Annotated in this window: 17 protein-coding genes; 9 read left to right on the forward strand and 8 right to left on the reverse strand. The window is 62.3% G+C overall.

Translation table 11 applies throughout. The features are described from left to right. Positions 1–101 precede the first annotated feature (101 nt). The 5 genes from AC245Y_RS14480 (at position 102) to AC245Y_RS14500 (ending at position 2774) form a co-directional block, all read left to right on the forward strand. Positions 102–437 (forward strand): cupin domain-containing protein, encoded by a 336-nt coding sequence (locus AC245Y_RS14480; RefSeq protein WP_029767744.1) that lies wholly within the window; start codon positions 102–104, stop codon positions 435–437. Positions 438–482: 45 nt separating this feature from the next. Next, positions 483–899 (forward strand): VOC family protein, encoded by a 417-nt coding sequence (locus AC245Y_RS14485; RefSeq protein ID WP_003560880.1) that lies wholly within the window; start codon positions 483–485, stop codon positions 897–899. A gap of 165 nt (positions 900–1064) precedes the next feature. Next, complete coding sequence (locus tag AC245Y_RS14490; RefSeq protein ID WP_017994673.1) at positions 1065–1445, forward strand: COG4315 family predicted lipoprotein; 381 nt, start codon at positions 1065–1067, stop codon at positions 1443–1445. Positions 1446–1479: 34 nt separating this feature from the next. Further along, positions 1480–1995 (forward strand): RNA polymerase sigma factor, encoded by a 516-nt coding sequence (locus tag AC245Y_RS14495; protein WP_012758217.1) that lies wholly within the window; start codon positions 1480–1482, stop codon positions 1993–1995. Further along, complete coding sequence (locus AC245Y_RS14500; protein WP_017994675.1) at positions 1992–2774, forward strand: anti-sigma factor family protein; 783 nt, start codon at positions 1992–1994, stop codon at positions 2772–2774. Before AC245Y_RS14495 ends, AC245Y_RS14500 begins: the two co-directional genes overlap by 4 nt. Before the next feature lie 3 nt (positions 2775–2777). On the opposite strand, the gene AC245Y_RS14505 is transcribed toward AC245Y_RS14500, so the two are convergent. Genes AC245Y_RS14505 through nthA form a run of 3 tightly spaced genes read right to left on the reverse strand, consistent with a single transcriptional unit; the run spans position 2778 to position 4442 of the window. Continuing rightward, positions 2778–3146: a nitrile hydratase accessory protein gene (locus AC245Y_RS14505; RefSeq protein ID WP_017994676.1), complete on the reverse strand. Its 369-nt coding sequence runs from the start codon at positions 3144–3146 to the stop codon at positions 2778–2780. Further along, positions 3133–3792, reverse strand: a complete 660-nt coding sequence (nthB, locus tag AC245Y_RS14510; protein WP_017994677.1) for a nitrile hydratase subunit beta — start codon at positions 3790–3792, stop codon at positions 3133–3135. The genes AC245Y_RS14505 and nthB overlap by 14 nt, the downstream gene beginning before the upstream one ends. After that, positions 3789–4442 carry a nitrile hydratase subunit alpha gene (nthA, locus tag AC245Y_RS14515; RefSeq protein ID WP_017994678.1) on the reverse strand — a complete coding sequence of 218 codons (654 nt, stop codon included), beginning with the start codon at positions 4440–4442 and terminating at the stop codon, positions 3789–3791. Before nthA ends, nthB begins: the two co-directional genes overlap by 4 nt. Before the next feature lie 97 nt (positions 4443–4539). Here nthA and AC245Y_RS14520 point away from each other — a divergent pair, with 97 nt between their 5' ends. Next, positions 4540–5814 carry an SDR family oxidoreductase gene (locus AC245Y_RS14520; protein WP_017994679.1) on the forward strand — a complete coding sequence of 425 codons (1275 nt, stop codon included), beginning with the start codon at positions 4540–4542 and terminating at the stop codon, positions 5812–5814. Next, positions 5814–6290: a DUF2269 family protein gene (locus tag AC245Y_RS14525; protein ID WP_017994680.1), complete on the forward strand. Its 477-nt coding sequence runs from the start codon at positions 5814–5816 to the stop codon at positions 6288–6290. The genes AC245Y_RS14520 and AC245Y_RS14525 overlap by 1 nt, the downstream gene beginning before the upstream one ends. Here the strand turns inward: AC245Y_RS14525 and AC245Y_RS14530 are convergent. Then, positions 6282–6875, reverse strand: coding sequence for a LysE family translocator (locus AC245Y_RS14530; RefSeq protein ID WP_012758224.1), 594 nt, complete (start codon positions 6873–6875; stop codon positions 6282–6284). The genes AC245Y_RS14525 and AC245Y_RS14530 overlap by 9 nt on opposite strands. A gap of 151 nt (positions 6876–7026) precedes the next feature. On the opposite strand from AC245Y_RS14530, the gene AC245Y_RS14535 reads away from it, so the two are divergent. Beyond that, a complete protein-coding gene (locus AC245Y_RS14535) occupies positions 7027–7875 on the forward strand; it encodes an aldo/keto reductase (RefSeq protein ID WP_017994681.1) in 849 nt (282 codons plus the stop codon). 80 nt (positions 7876–7955) lie between these two features. Here the strand turns inward: AC245Y_RS14535 and ilvN are convergent, their stop codons facing one another. After that, the gene (ilvN, locus tag AC245Y_RS14540) at positions 7956–8528 is read right to left on the reverse strand and encodes an acetolactate synthase small subunit (RefSeq protein WP_017994682.1); all 573 of its coding nucleotides are present in this window, start codon (positions 8526–8528) and stop codon (positions 7956–7958) included. Positions 8529–8611: 83 nt separating this feature from the next. Beyond that, positions 8612–10402 (reverse strand): acetolactate synthase 3 large subunit, encoded by a 1791-nt coding sequence (locus tag AC245Y_RS14545; RefSeq protein WP_012758226.1) that lies wholly within the window; start codon positions 10400–10402, stop codon positions 8612–8614. A 323-nt stretch (positions 10403–10725) separates the two neighbouring features. On the opposite strand from AC245Y_RS14545, the gene AC245Y_RS14550 reads away from it, so the two are divergent. Further along, positions 10726–12765 (forward strand): ATP-binding protein, encoded by a 2040-nt coding sequence (locus AC245Y_RS14550; RefSeq protein ID WP_017994683.1) that lies wholly within the window; start codon positions 10726–10728, stop codon positions 12763–12765. Here AC245Y_RS14550 and AC245Y_RS14555 read toward each other — a convergent pair. Both AC245Y_RS14555 and AC245Y_RS14560 read right to left on the reverse strand, forming a co-directional pair. Continuing rightward, positions 12750–13676 (reverse strand): dihydrodipicolinate synthase family protein, encoded by a 927-nt coding sequence (locus tag AC245Y_RS14555; protein ID WP_012758228.1) that lies wholly within the window; start codon positions 13674–13676, stop codon positions 12750–12752. The genes AC245Y_RS14550 and AC245Y_RS14555 overlap by 16 nt on opposite strands. A 21-nt stretch (positions 13677–13697) precedes the next feature. Then, positions 13698–14312, reverse strand: coding sequence for a LysE family translocator (locus tag AC245Y_RS14560; RefSeq protein ID WP_017994684.1), 615 nt, complete (start codon positions 14310–14312; stop codon positions 13698–13700). Positions 14313–14420 lie beyond the last annotated feature (108 nt).

Below are 14420 nucleotides of genomic sequence, written 5' to 3' on the forward strand. Positions count from 1 at the left end.
TTCGAGTCAAGGAAGATATCTTGACAGGAAGATACTTTTAAGAATATATCTTCTCACGAAGATACTTTGCATTCGCAAACGGCACGAGCGGGAGGCACGTGATGTTCAGGATAGTTCGCCACCAGGAGCCACAACCCGATCAGAGCCGGACGGTCCGCTTCGAGGGCCGCGACTACGGCGGCGAGATCTCGCTCTTCATTGTTGACAATGAACCGGGTCAGGGGCCGGGCCTGCATGTCCACCCCTATTCAGAGACCTGGGCGGTCAGGAAGGGCGAGGCCGAATTCACCGTGGGTGAGACCACGACCCGCGCCTTTCCGGGCGATATCGTCGTCGTGGCCGCCAACGTTCCGCATCGTTTCGAGAATGTCGGCATGGGACGGCTCGAAATCGTCTGCATTCATGCCAGTGACACGATCGTGCAAGAGTTCTTGTGAGGCGAGACTGTCCCCTGGAAAACAACCGAAGAGGAGGAAACTGCAATGCCCAAGATGATCTTTGTGAACCTGCCGGTGAAAGACATTGCTGCTGCGACCCGCTTCTACGAAGCGATCGGATGCACGAAGAACGAACAGTTCAGCGACCATCAGGCGTCGAACATGGTGTGGTCCGACGCCATCATCTTCCACTTGCTGACGCGCGATTTTTTCGCGACCTTCACGCCGAAGCCGGTTGCCGAAGCGCAGAAGACCAGCGAGGTCCTGTTAGCCCTGGCACAGGACAGCCGCGAAACGGTGGACGCCATCGTCGAAGCGGCAGCAACCGCCGGCGGCAAGGCCGATCCGCGCGCCCCAACCGACATGGGCTGGCTCTACAACCGCGCCTTCGAGGATCCCGATGGCCATATGTTCGAGGCGGTCTGGGTCGACATGGCGGCAGTGTCCACCACCGGAGAATAGCGGCAACACCGGCCACATTGATCTGCGGCATGGCATCAGGTGCGGCGGGCTTCCATCCGCCTCACTCGTCTTAAAAACTTTTCCCACCCATGGAATAAAACCGCCTCGCCTCGTGTCTCATGTCAGGTATCGCAAGACTGCGTGCCCAATCTGAGGAGAGACACCATGAAATCCGTGAAATTCCTGTCCGTCGTGGCGGCCGCCGCCCTTGCCGCGACCGCTGCTTTCGCCGCTGCTCCCGTCAAAGAAGTCGAATCCGCCAAGGGCAAGGTTCTTGCCGGCGAAAACGGCATGACGCTCTACACCTTCAAGAAGGACGCCAAAGGCGTTTCCAACTGCAACGACGATTGCGCCAAAAACTGGCCGCCGCTGATGGCCGCTGGTGATGCCAAGGCTGATGGTGCATATTCGATCGTCGATCGCAAAGATGGCACGAAGCAATGGGCCAAGGACGGCATGCCGCTCTACTACTGGGTCAAGGACAAGAAGGCCGGCGACATCACCGGCGATGGCGTCGGCGGCAACTGGGATCTCGCCAAGCCTTGATCGCCAAGATCCCGATCACAAGCGAGTTGCCGGCGTGAAAACACCCGCACCCGAAACCTTCGAGGGCCAGATCCTGGCCCTCCTGCCCTCACTCAGACGCTATTCGCGCAGCCTGACGCGCTCGGATGCCGATGGCGAGGATCTGCTCCAGGATTGTGTCGAGAAGGTTCTCACGCGCCGCGGCCAATGGCGCGGCCTCAACCTGCGCGGCTGGGTCCTGACCATCATGACCAATCTCTACCGCAACGGCCGGCGCGGCAAGACGCGCGACGGCCTTGTCGAGCTCGATGCCGCAGACAATCTGGCCGCGCCCGAACCGCCGGCCGATCCGCTGGAACGTGCCCGGCTGGACGATGCGCTGAACAGCCTTTCGGAGGAACACCGCGCCGTGCTGATGCTCGTGGTCATCGAGGGATACACCTATGGCGAGGTCGCCGCCGCGCTCGATATCCCGATCGGCACCGTCATGTCGCGCCTGTCGCGCGCCCGCCGGCGCGTCGCCGAACGATTGAAGGCCGACAACATCATTACGCTTCGGAGACCGAAATGAACGAGACCAATCCGAGCGTCGCCGAAGCCGACCTTCACGCTTATGCCGACGGCCAGTTGCCGGAAACGGCGCGCCCCCGCATCGAGGCTTTCCTAGCCGACAATCCCGACGAGGCGGCAATGGTCGCCGAATGGCAGGCACAAAATACAGGAATCCGCTCGCTATTTGCAGGTTATGAGCGAGCGAAGGACACCGATCCGCTGCTTGTTTCACCCCCGTCCGCAGTACAAACCAGCCCGAAACGCTGGGCGATCGCCGCCGCAGCGCTCGTCGTCTTCACGCTGGGAGCAGTCAGCGGCCGTTATGGCCCGGCACTTCTGGAAAAGCCGGAGCTGCAGCTTGCCGGCTCCGAGACCCTGCCGAAACAGGCCCAGACCGCGTTCACGGTCTATGCCGCCGAGGTTCGCCATCCCGTCGAGGTCTTCGCAAACGAAGAGGTCCACCTCGCCACCTGGCTTGGCAAGCGCCTGGCAATCCAGGACCTCAAGATCCCGAACCTGCAGCCGCTCGGCTTCAAGCTGGTCGGCGGCCGGCTGCTGCCGGTCGACGGCAGGCCGGGCGCCATGTTCATGTATGAAAACCAGGCCGGCGAGCGCCTGACCGTCATGGTCGGTCGCAACACGGAAAACCGCACGACGAGCTTCCGCTTCGCCTCATCGGGCAATCTCGAAACCTTTTACTGGATCGACGGCGAACTCGGTTATGCCGTGACCGGCGAAATCTCCCGCGAAACACTGCGGGAGGTGGCCGAGGAGTGCTACCGGCAATTCCCGTCTTAAGGATCAGCGCGAGGGGTCGTTGCTAAGCTCGATCGGCCGTCCGTGCGGCGTCGCTTCCGCCGCCCGCTGCCAACTCTGTTGCAGCGCCAGGATCGTATCCGCATCGGCGACGCCGCAGTTGACGATGAGGTCCGAGAGTGCGGCCACCCAGCAGTCAAAATAGTCGCTGCCATCTTCGGCCCGGCCTGGCTTGTGCAGCTGCGCCGACAGCGTCGCGGCCCATTCGCTCCAGCTGAACAGGCCTTTGGCGTTAAGGTGCACGGTCATGGCGAAGGCTTCGGCCGCCCATGGCTTGGGAAAGACCGGCTCGCCTTCCGGCGACCGCGGCAGTCCGGGCGACTGCGTCAGCGGCGATATCTCATGCCGGTTCAAGATAACTCTCCCAGGCATCAATCGACACGGTCAGCGTCGGATCGGCATCCTCGCCCCAGATCTCCGCGCCGTCGAAAACGACCGTATAGAGCCATTGCGGATTTTCGCCCTCGCCATGCGCATTGTCATCGGGAAAGACGAAGGCACCCTGCACTGCCTCGACCACGCCTGTTTTGGCTCGGGCATAACGCGGCAGGCGCGTATGCGTCAGCGGATTGAAATTCTTCGTCCTCACCGTCTCGCCGACCGCAAAGAGCGGCGCGGTCTTAACAGGACGATCGCAAGGGCCGCCTTTCGCCAGAACGCCGGACACCATGTCCGCCTTCAGCACCCGCTTCGGAACGGCTCCTGGCTGCTGTGCATGGCCGGACAGCAATTCCGCGCGCGTCGCAAAACCATGCCGTTCAAGCAGCTTGTCGATGCCGCGGATCCAGATCTCGTAGTAGCTGGCGGCGAGGTAATCGGCCGGCGGAATATTCTCGCGCGCATGCCGGCTTTCATCGATGTTCCATGCGCCGAAAGCGCCGCAGGAAAGCGTGATGCCGAGCGCCCGCTTTTCCCATTCTGCATGGAAATAAGGCTCGTCCTTTTCGGGCGCGACAGGTCCGAAGCCCATCTGCCCTCCGAGATCGTGCGGCCCGTTCATGAGGCGCTCTCCGGATTGCGGGCAACCGCCGTACCGATCATCGCATCGCGGCTGACGAGGCCGGCGAGCGTCTGCTCGTCCATTCCGTCCGTACCTTCCGGCCGTTCGGGAATGACGAGATAACGCAGCTCCGCTGTCGAATCCCAGACGCGGACCTTCTTGTTCTCCGGCAGCGTCACGCCGAATTCGGCCAGCACGCCGCGCGGATCGATGACGGCGCGCGAACGATAGGCCGGCGCCTTGTACCAGACCGGCGGCAGGCCGAGCACCGACCAAGGATAACAGGAGCAGAGCGTGCAGACGACCAGATTATGGGTCTCGGCCGTGTTGAAGACGGCCCGCATATGCTCGCCCTGCCGGCCGGTATAACCGAGGCTGGCGATGGCCGCCGTCGCATCGCGCCTCAGCCAGTCGGCGAAATCGGCATCGCTCCAGGCCCTGGCGACGACATGCGCGCCGTTCCTCGGCCCTACCTTCGTCTCGTAGGTCTCGACGATGGCATCGATCGCCGCTGGATCGATCAGCCCCTTCTCCGTCAGCAACGTTTCCAGCGCCTTCACGCGCGCCTGCATATCGGAATAATGGTTGTCGTGATCATGCCCGTGGGCGTGCTCATCTCCGTGAGCATGTTTGTCGTCATGGTCGTGCAAGGCGAAGCCCTCCCGAATCTGCCCGCTATTTCTATCATACGCCACAGGCCCGCCAAGCCCTTCTATGTCTCATGCGCTTTTCCGCTAATCTCCTGCCATGAACATTCTGATTCTCGGCGCAACCGGCTTCATAGGCTCCGTCGTCGCGGCCCGGCTCGTTGCCGACGGCCACGCCGTCACCGGCATCGGTCGCAATCCCGCGCGTGCGCGCCTGAAACAGCCGGCGATCGACTGGCGGTGTGCAGATCTCTCGCGCATGACGAAACCGGCGGATTGGGACGAGATCCTCAAGGATCAGCATGTCGTCGTCAATTGCGCCGGCGCCCTGCAGGACGGCCTGTCTGATGATCTGTCGGCCACCCAGGAAGAGGCGATGCTGGCACTCTATTCCGCCGCAAAACGCTCGTCGCGCCCGCTGATCGTACAGATATCGGCAAGGACAGCGGGAGCGGCGGGTGCTCTTCCCTTCCTCGCCACCAAGCGGCGGGCCGACGAGGCGCTGGCGGCAAGCGGCCTGCGTTACCTCATCCTGCGCCCTGCCCTCGTTCTCGGCCGCAATGCCCATGGCGGTTCGGCGCTGCTGCGGGCGCTTGCCGCCTTCCCCTGTGTGCTGCCCTTGGTCCATGCCGAAAGTCCGGTCGAAACACTCTCGGTGGACGATGTGGCGGAAGCCGTGTCGCGGGCGTTCTCCGACGGCATCTCCGGCGATATAGATCTGGCCGCCGACGAAGTTCTGACGCTCGCCGATCTCGTCCGCCTGCATCGGCAGTGGCTCGGCCTGCCGCCCGCCCGCATGTTCGCTCTCCCCCGCTGGCTTGCCGGCCCGGTGACGTGGCTGGCCGATCTATCAGGACTGCTCGGCTGGCGTTCGCCGCTGCGCTCGACGGCGATGACTGTCATGTCCGAAGGCGTGCGGAGCTCAAAAACACGGAGCGGCCTTGCTGCGACATCCGCGGCCGCAGCGCTCTCGGCCAATCCGTCCGGCGTACAGGATCTCTGGTTTGCCAGGCTCTATCTCCTGAAGCCGCTAGCCATATCGGGCCTATCCGTTTTCTGGCTGCTCTCAGGTTTGATCCCGCTGCTGGCGCTGGAGCAGACGTCCGCTCACTTCCTGCCGTTCATGCCTGAGGCCGCAGCAACGGCGCTGACGCTTGCAACCTGCCTGACCGACATAGCTCTCGGCGCCGCCGTCCTCCTTCGCCCGCTGGCAAAACGTGCCCTTCTCGGCATGCTGGCCGTGTCGTTCGCCTATCTTGCCGGTGCCAGCCTGCTCGAACCCCCGCTCTGGCTCGATCCTCTCGGTCCCCTCGTCAAGGTGCTGCCATCGATCCTGCTGACGCTCACCGCACTTGCCACGCTGGATGAACGCTGATGATTGAGGAATGGCTGCTGCTTGCCCATGTCATCGGCGCGACCGTGCTCTTCGGCACCGGCGCCGGCATCGCCTTCTTCATGGTGATGGCGCACCGAACCCGCGATCCCCGTCTGATCGCCCATGTCGCCAGCACGGTTGTCATCGCCGACACCCTCTTCACCGCCACCGCAGCCATTCTCCAGCCGGTGACCGGCTATCTGCTGGCCCGGTCGATCGGTTGGGAACTGTCGGAGGGATGGATTGCGCTGTCGCTGCTGCTTTATGTTGTGACCGGCCTGTTCTGGCTGCCGGTCGTCTGGATCCAGATCCGGCTGCGCGACCTCGCCCGCGCCGCAGCAGCGGCGGGAAAAGCCCTGCCGCCAGGCTATTTCAGCCTCTACCGCATCTGGTTCGCCTGCGGTTTTCCGGCCTTCTTCGCTGTCATCGGCATTCTCTGGCTGATGCTCATGAAGCCCGCAATCACTCTATTTTAGCATTGGCCAGAGGCTTAGCACCAACAGCACCGCCATGCTGATATTGAACCATTTCAGCCGCACCGGATCGGAAAGCCATTCCCTCAGCGCCGAGCCGAAGCCGGCCCAGGTCGAAACGCTGGGCACATTGACTGCCGCAAAAGCGAGACCAACGATCAGCACGCTCACTAGGTAGAGTTGCGGATTGGTGTAGGTCGCCATCGCGGTGACCGCCATCACCCAGGCTTTCGGATTGACCCACTGGAAGGCCGCCGCCGCCGAGAAGGACATCGGCTCGACGCCGCTTCTGCCTTCGCTCAGCGAGCGCGACGAGGCAATCTTCCAAGCAATCCAAATGAGATAGGCGCCGCCCGCAAATTTCAGTACCGTATAGACAATAGGCACCGTGTGCAACAGCGCGCCGAGCCCAAGGCCGACGCCGATGAGCAGCGAGAAGAAACCGACACCGATGCCGAACATATGCGGGATCGTCCTGCGGAAGCCAAAATTCACGCCCGATGCGAAGAGCATCATATTGTTCGGTCCCGGCGTGATCGAGGTCGTGAAGGCGAAGAGAACGAGGGCGAGAAATGTATCCAGCGGCATGCGACCTCCCGAAGCCAGCTTTTCTGCGGCCTGTTTATTTAGGTCAGCATAACTGTCCTAAAGCGCCGGTGCCATTACATCATTGTCATGGTGACAGGATTACTTGAAAGATGGCGACCCGGCCCAATCTCCTGTCGAAGGGACAGAAACCATGCAGGACGACCCGATTCCATCGATCACATTCCCTGATGGCACTGAGGTGCCGGCGCTCGGCCAGGGCACCTGGGCGATGGGTGAGGATGCCGGTCACGCCAAGGCCGAGATCGAAAGCCTCAGGGCCGGCATCGATCTCGGCATGACGCTGATCGACACCGCCGAAATGTACGGCGACGGTGGCGCCGAAGAGATCGTCGGCCAGGCGATCAGGGGCCGGCGCGATGAGGTCTTCATCGTCAGCAAGGTCTATCCCTGGAATGCCAGCCTGAAAGGCACGATTGAGGCCTGCGAGCGCAGTCTCGAACGGCTGGGTACCGATCGCATCGATCTCTATCTGCTGCACTGGCGCGGAGACCATCCGCTCACAGAGACCGTCGCCGCCTTCGAAATGCTGAAGGCATCCGGCAAGATCGGCGCCTGGGGCGTCTCCAACTTCGACACCGACGACATGGAGGAACTGCTCGGAGTGCCCGACGGCGCCAATGTCGCCGCCAACCAGGTGCTCTATAACCTTTCCCGCCGCGGCATCGAATTCGATCTGCTGCCCTGGTGCCAGAACCGAGGCATGCCCATCATGGCCTATTCGCCGATCGAACAGGGAAATATCCTGCACCATCCCGAGTTGATCCGCATCGCCAAGGCCTATCAGGCGACACCCGCTCAGCTGGCACTCGCCTTCCTGCTGGAACGCGACGGCGTCATCGTCATGCCGAAGACCTCGAATGCCGAACGCGCGGCGGAAAACCGCGACTGCGTCTCGCTCGAAATCACCGACGACGACTGGGATGCCATCGACGCCGCCTTTCCGCCGCCCACAAAGAAAAAACCGCTGGAGATGCTTTGATCTCCAGCGGCTTTCGCAATCATTGCAGCATCGGGCTTAGATGCCCGGGCTGTGATCCTTACATGTCCGGGCTGTATTATTTACATCCCCTGCACGCCGCGGTTCATCGCCGCAATGCCGGTACGGCACACCTCGATGAGGCCGAGCGGCTTCATGATCGCCACGAACTGATCGATCTTCGACGATTTGCCGGTGAGCTCCAGAATGAAGTGACCGACCGTCGCATCCACCACCTTGGCATGGAAGGCATCGGCAAGGCGCAGGGTCTCGGCGCGCATCTCGCCCTCGCCGATCACCTTGATCAGTGCCACTTCGCGCTCGATCGGCCGGTCCTGGCCGAGTTCGCGGGCGCGCACAGTCAGGTCGACGACGCGATGCACCGGCACGATGCGCTCGAGCTGCGCCTTGATCTGCTCCAGCACCTGCGGCGTGCCGCGTGTGACGACGGTGATGCGGGAAAGATGCGCCTGATGCTCGGTCTCGGAGACCGTCAGGCTCTCGATATTGTAGCCGCGGCCGGAAAACAGTCCGATGACCCGGGCAAGAACACCCGGTTCGTTGTCGACGAGAACCGAAAGCGTGTGGCTTTCGACCGCCGCCGTTTCCGGCGAGATGAAGTAAGCGGAGCCCGTGGGCTGTAGGTGTGCGTTCATGGTCTTGAGTTTCCTCTTCCCTGCCGCATAACCCTGAAAATCGAAAGCGATTTTCGGAAAGGGTCATGCGCAAATTAAAAATGTCAGACGAGCGCGCGGCCCTTGGCGTCGATCGCATTGGCGACCGCTTCGTCGGTGGCTTCGTCCGGCAGCAGCATTTCGTTATGGGCCTTGCCCGAGGGGATCATCGGGAAGCAATTGGCGAGATTGGCGACACGGCAATCGAAGATGACAGGCTTTCTGACCTCGATCATCTCCAGAATGGTGTCATCAAGCGCATCCGGCTTTTCGCAGCGCAGGCCGACGGCACCATAGGCCTCCGCCAGCTTGACGAAATCGGGCATCGCCTCCGTATAGGAATTCGACAGGCGATTGCCGTGCAACAGCTGCTGCCACTGACGCACCATGCCCATATATTGGTTGTTCATGATGAAGATCTTGATCGGCGCGTCGTGCTGGATCGCCGCCGACATTTCCTGGATACACATCTGGATCGAGGCGTCGCCGGCAATGTCGATGACGAGGCTGTCGGGATGGGCGATCTGCACGCCGAGCGCGGCCGGCAGGCCGTAGCCCATCGTACCGAGGCCGCCCGAGGTCATCCAGCGGTTCGGCTGCTCGAAACCGAAGAACTGCGCCGCCCACATCTGGTGCTGGCCGACCTCGGTGGTGATGTAGGTATCCCGGTCCTTGGTGTGGGCAAAGAGCCGCTCCAGCGCATATTGGGGCATGATGACGTCATTGCTCTTCGTATAGGCGAAGGAGTTGCGTGCCCGCCAGCGGGCGATATCGGTCCACCAGTCGTCGAGGCGACCCTTCTCCGGCTTCTTCGGCAGCGCCCGCCACAGGCGGACCATGTCTTCGAGGACATGGCCGACATCGCCGCGGATGCCGATATCGACTCGGACGTTCTTGTTGATCGAGGATGGATCGATATCGATATGGATCTTCTTCGAGTTCGGCGAAAAGGCATTGAGACGGCCGGTGATGCGGTCGTCGAAACGGGCGCCGATGCAGACCATGACGTCGCAGTCGTGCATCGCCATGTTGGCTTCGTAGGAGCCGTGCATGCCGAGCATCTTCAGCCAGTTCTTGCCCGAAGCAGGATAGGCGCCGAGGCCCATCAGCGTCGAGGTGATCGGGAAATCGGTGAGCTCGACCAGCTCGCGCAGCAGCTTGGAAGCCTCGGGGCCGGAATTGATGACGCCGCCGCCGGAATAGATGATCGGACGGCGCGCATTCGCCATCAGTTCGATCGCGGCATGGATCTGGTTGAGGTCGCCCTGGATCTTCGGCTGGTAGCTCTTCTGAATCGCGTAATCGGCGGGCGGCGTATAGGTGCCGGTCGCAAACTGCACGTCTTTCGGAATATCGACGACGACGGGGCCTGGACGGCCGGACTGGGCGATGCGGAAGGCCTCGTGAATGACGGCGGCAAGCTGGTTGACATCCTTGACCAGCCAGTTGTGCTTGGTGCAGGGCCGGGTGATGCCGACCGTATCGCATTCCTGGAAGGCGTCGGAGCCGATCAGTGGGGTCGGAACCTGGCCGGTCAGGCAGACGAGCGGGATCGAATCCATCAGCGCGTCCTGCAGCGGCGTGACGGCATTGGTAGCGCCCGGACCCGAGGTGACCAGCATGACGCCGACCTTGCCGGTGGAGCGGGCGTAACCTTCGGCCGCATGGCCTGCCCCCTGCTCGTGGCGGACGAGGATGTGCTTGACATCTTCCTGCTGGAAGATCTCGTCATAGATCGGCAGGACCGCGCCGCCGGGATAGCCGAAAATATGTTCGACGCCATTGTCCTTCAGCGCCTTGAGAACGATCTCCGCTCCCGTCATCCGATTGCCTGCCGCCTGATTGTCCGTGCTCATCTGTCTGTTCCGTTTGATGCTGGGATTGCGTTTGTGGCCGGAAGCCCGAATTTCGGGCATAAAAAAAGGCCCCTGAGGAGCCTGTCATCTAGCGCATGGGTGGCTATCGCCGGATGGTTACACCATCCTGCCCATGCGCTTTCCCACCACGATAAGAGCCGTTGCGATTTTCATGGTCGGAAGTGATAGACAGAAAATTTCGCAGCGTCAACGCATGCCGCAATAAAAAACTGCCCCACGCCTGCATCCCCGAAAATCGATAGGATGAAGGATTTGTTAAAGGATCGACTTTATTCTTCTACGCTACTGCATGGAGTAGCCCTTTGCTCAACAACGACTTGCGCACGTCTGGCAAGGCAGGCGAGCATGATCGCCGCGATGGCCATGCGCCGGGAAATCGCTTTCTCGGCCGCGTCGTTGCATGCAGCGGTTCGCGGGCGACGATTGCCGCCGTCGCCGAACAGGGCGGCACCGATCTTACCGAACTCTGGTCCGTGGGCCGGCTGATTTCGATCAGCGTCGGCCGCAATCGCGTCGTCGCGCTCGTCTATCAGATGAACACCGGCAGCCACGCCTGGGGCGAAGGCGAGGACAATATTTTCAAGATCGAGACCGAACTGCTCGGCGAAGTCCGTGTCGACGAGGACGGGCGCGAGGAATTCTCGACCGGCATCTCGCGTTATCCCTATCTCGGCGCCATCGCCCACCGCATCCGATCCGCCGACCTGATGCGCATCTACGATGCCGGCGAGGGTACGACCGCCGTCATCGGCAAGCTGACGCAGGACGATAGCATCGATGCGGCGATCCATATCCCCTCGATGCTCTCCAAGCATTTCGCCGTCGTCGGCTCGACCGGCGTCGGCAAGTCGACGGCCGTGTCGCTGCTCCTGCACAAGGCGATCGCGGCGGACCCGAAGCTGCGTGTACTGATCCTCGATCCGCATAACGAATTCGCCGCCGCCTTTCCTCAGCACGCCGTCACCATCGATACCGATACGCTTGATCTGCCCTTCTGGCTGATGCGGCTTGAGGAGTTCGCCGAAGTCGTCTTTCGCGGCCGCCCGCCGGTGCCCGAAGAGCTCGACATGCTGCGCGATATCCTGCCGGAAGCCAAGCGCGCCTTCCGTGGTAGCGACAATTCACTGGTGCGCCGCACGACCGAAAAGAGTTCGATCACCGCCGACACGCCGGTTCCCTACCGCATGGCCGATCTGCTGGCGCTGATCGACGAGCGCATCGGTCGCCTGGAAGGCCGTTCGGAAAAACCCTTCCTGCGTTCGTTGAAGATGCGCATCATCGCCGCAATCAATGATCCGCGTTATCATTTCATGTTCTCCAACAACACGATCACCGACACGATCACCGACACCATCGCGCAGATCTTCCGCATCCCCGGCGAGAACCGGCCGATCTGTGCCTTCCAGCTTGCCGGCATTCCTTCCGAGGTCGTCAATTCGGTCGCTTCGGTGCTTTGCCGCATGGCCTTCGAGGTAGCGCTGTGGAGCGAGGGCGCCATCCACATGCTCGTCGTCTGCGAGGAAGCTCACCGCTATATCCCCTCCGATCCGAGCCTCGGCTTCGTTCCGACGCGCCAGGCGATCGCCCGCATCGCCAAGGAAGGCCGCAAATACGGCGTCTCGCTCGGCATCATCACCCAGCGCCCGGGCGAGCTCGACCAGACGATCCTGTCGCAGTGTTCGACGCTCTTTGCCATGCGCCTCGCCAACGACCGCGACCAGGAAATCATCCGCTCGGCCATCCCGAATTCGTCGATCTCGACGACAAGCTTCATCTCCTCGATCGGCAATGGCGAAGCGATCGCCTTCGGTGAGGCGATCAGCGTGCCGATGCGCATGCGCTTTTCCCGCGTCGAGGAGAACCTGCTGCCGAAGGCGAGCAGCGCCAACAGCAAGCAAAGCGAGGAAGATCCGGATACGGTCGATCTGCGCAAGATCGTCACCCGCATGCGGGCGGTGACCGTCGGACCCGACATTTCAAATTTCCAGCAGAACTATGCCGCGTCCGTGGCAGGTTTCGACGAGACCGACGCAGCCGACGAGGATCTCGACGCGAAGCCATACACGCCGCTCGGCTCTTTCGCCGAGCCGCCCGCCTCCGCGCCGCTCGAAACCTACCGGCGGGAATTGCTACCGCAGACGCCGCGGCTGGACCCGGCCACGTCACCCGCAATCGATCCCCGGCTGGACGCGCTTCGCCGCGAGATGCGCCGCGACGAGCCGGTTTTTCCCCGACCGGCACCACCGGCGGACCAGCCCACGGTCTCCCGCCGGGAACCCGGCACGTCGCTGCGCGAAAGCATCCTGAAAAAACCGCTGAGCAGCCTTTACAACAAGGATTGACGCTTCAGCTCGCTCTCCAGGGCGATCAGAGGCTCGACGGCGTCGAGCACACGCTGCCGGTCCATCGGCCCGAGCGGCAAGAGAGGGCGTGGGAGCTCTGCCCCCGCGAGTGAGAGAAGGTCGACCAGCGTATAGACCACGCGAAGGCTTCCGAACGCCTTGAACGTTTTCCAGAGCGGTTCGAGGAGACCATCGAGCCGGTGCGCCTCCCCGCCCTTGCCCGCAATCGCAGCCTTGGTCAGGGCAAGGGCGACGCGCGGAAGCAAGCCACCGATGACGCTGTACCAGGCGTCGGCACCTGAAAGCAGCGCTTCGGCCGCGCCCCAGTCGCCGCTGTAGCCGATCGCAAGCCTGGTCTTCTCTCGCAATGCCGCCAACTCGCCTGCGAAATCGCCGTCAGCAGGCAGAGGCATCTTCACGGCCCTGATCGTCTCGATATCGGACAGGCGCTGCAGAAGATCCCGGCCGAAGGTGAAGTGGGTCGTGCCGGGATTGTTGTAGATACAAAGCGGCAGATTCGCCGCCTCGGTGACCGCCAGGAAATGCTCGTAGGCTTCGTCCTGGGTCAGCGGCGTGTAGGACACCGGCGCAAGCAGAAGAGCATCTGCACCGGCGGCCTCGGCATCCCTCGCCAGGCTCCGGGCATGGTCTGTCCTCAGAGCGCCGACGCCGACGACGAGGGGAATACGACCACGAACGCACTCGACCGCAGCCTCGACGGCTCGCCGTCGTTCCTCGCGCGTGAGAAAGGCGTAGATCCCGGTGCTGCCGAGAAGGCCTATCGAAGCGACGCCTGCATCACACAGGCGTTCCAGCAGGCGCCCGAGGGCTTCGGTGTCGACCCGGCCCTCCCTATTGGCGGGCGTGGGCGGAAAGGCCGAAAGACCATGAAACGGAGAAGTGACAGACATGATGCGATCCTGAAAATCCGGTCAATGTGAGAACAGCAGGCGCGATCCGGCACCGGCGAAGAAGACGGCGAGACTGCCCTCGATCCACCGCCGCGCACGGGCGTAGCCGCGCACCATCGGTGCCGTCGAGAAGAGCACGGCATAGCCGGCAAATATCGAGATGCCCAAGAGCACGCAGCCGCCGAATGCCGTGACGGCCATCTCCGGCGAAGCGCCCAGCTTGAGGCCGAGCGACATGATCGCCACCCAGGCCAGAACCGCCTTCGGGTTGCCGAGATGCATCAGAACGCCGCGACGATAGAGCACGCCAAGTTGCGCGGCAGGCCGGACGACCTCGCTTGCCGGCATATCCGGGGCTGCTGCCGAGCGTGCCGCCCTCCAGGCGAGCCAGAGAAGATACAATCCGCCTGCAATCTTGAGAAACAGCAGGGCATGGGCATAGCGTACCAGCAGTGTCGAGATGCCGGTGACCGCAACCAGCCCCCAGGATGTCGACATCGTTATAACCCCGGCGGCAAGGGCGAGCGCCGGTCGACGCCCTTGCCGCATTGCCACATTCATAATGGCCATGTTGCTTGGTCCGGGACTGCCTGCAGCAATTGCGTAGGCGATGTAGACGACGAGAAGATCCTGCATTTGCGTCTTTTCCAGAAGTTTGCGCTCGCGCACGGTACCACCCCGACGACGAAAAGCACGCCCTCGGGAAGTCGCCAATCCGCTTCCTTTTCTTTGAAAATTGGTCCA

The organism is Rhizobium sp. SRDI943 (assembly GCF_057653695.1).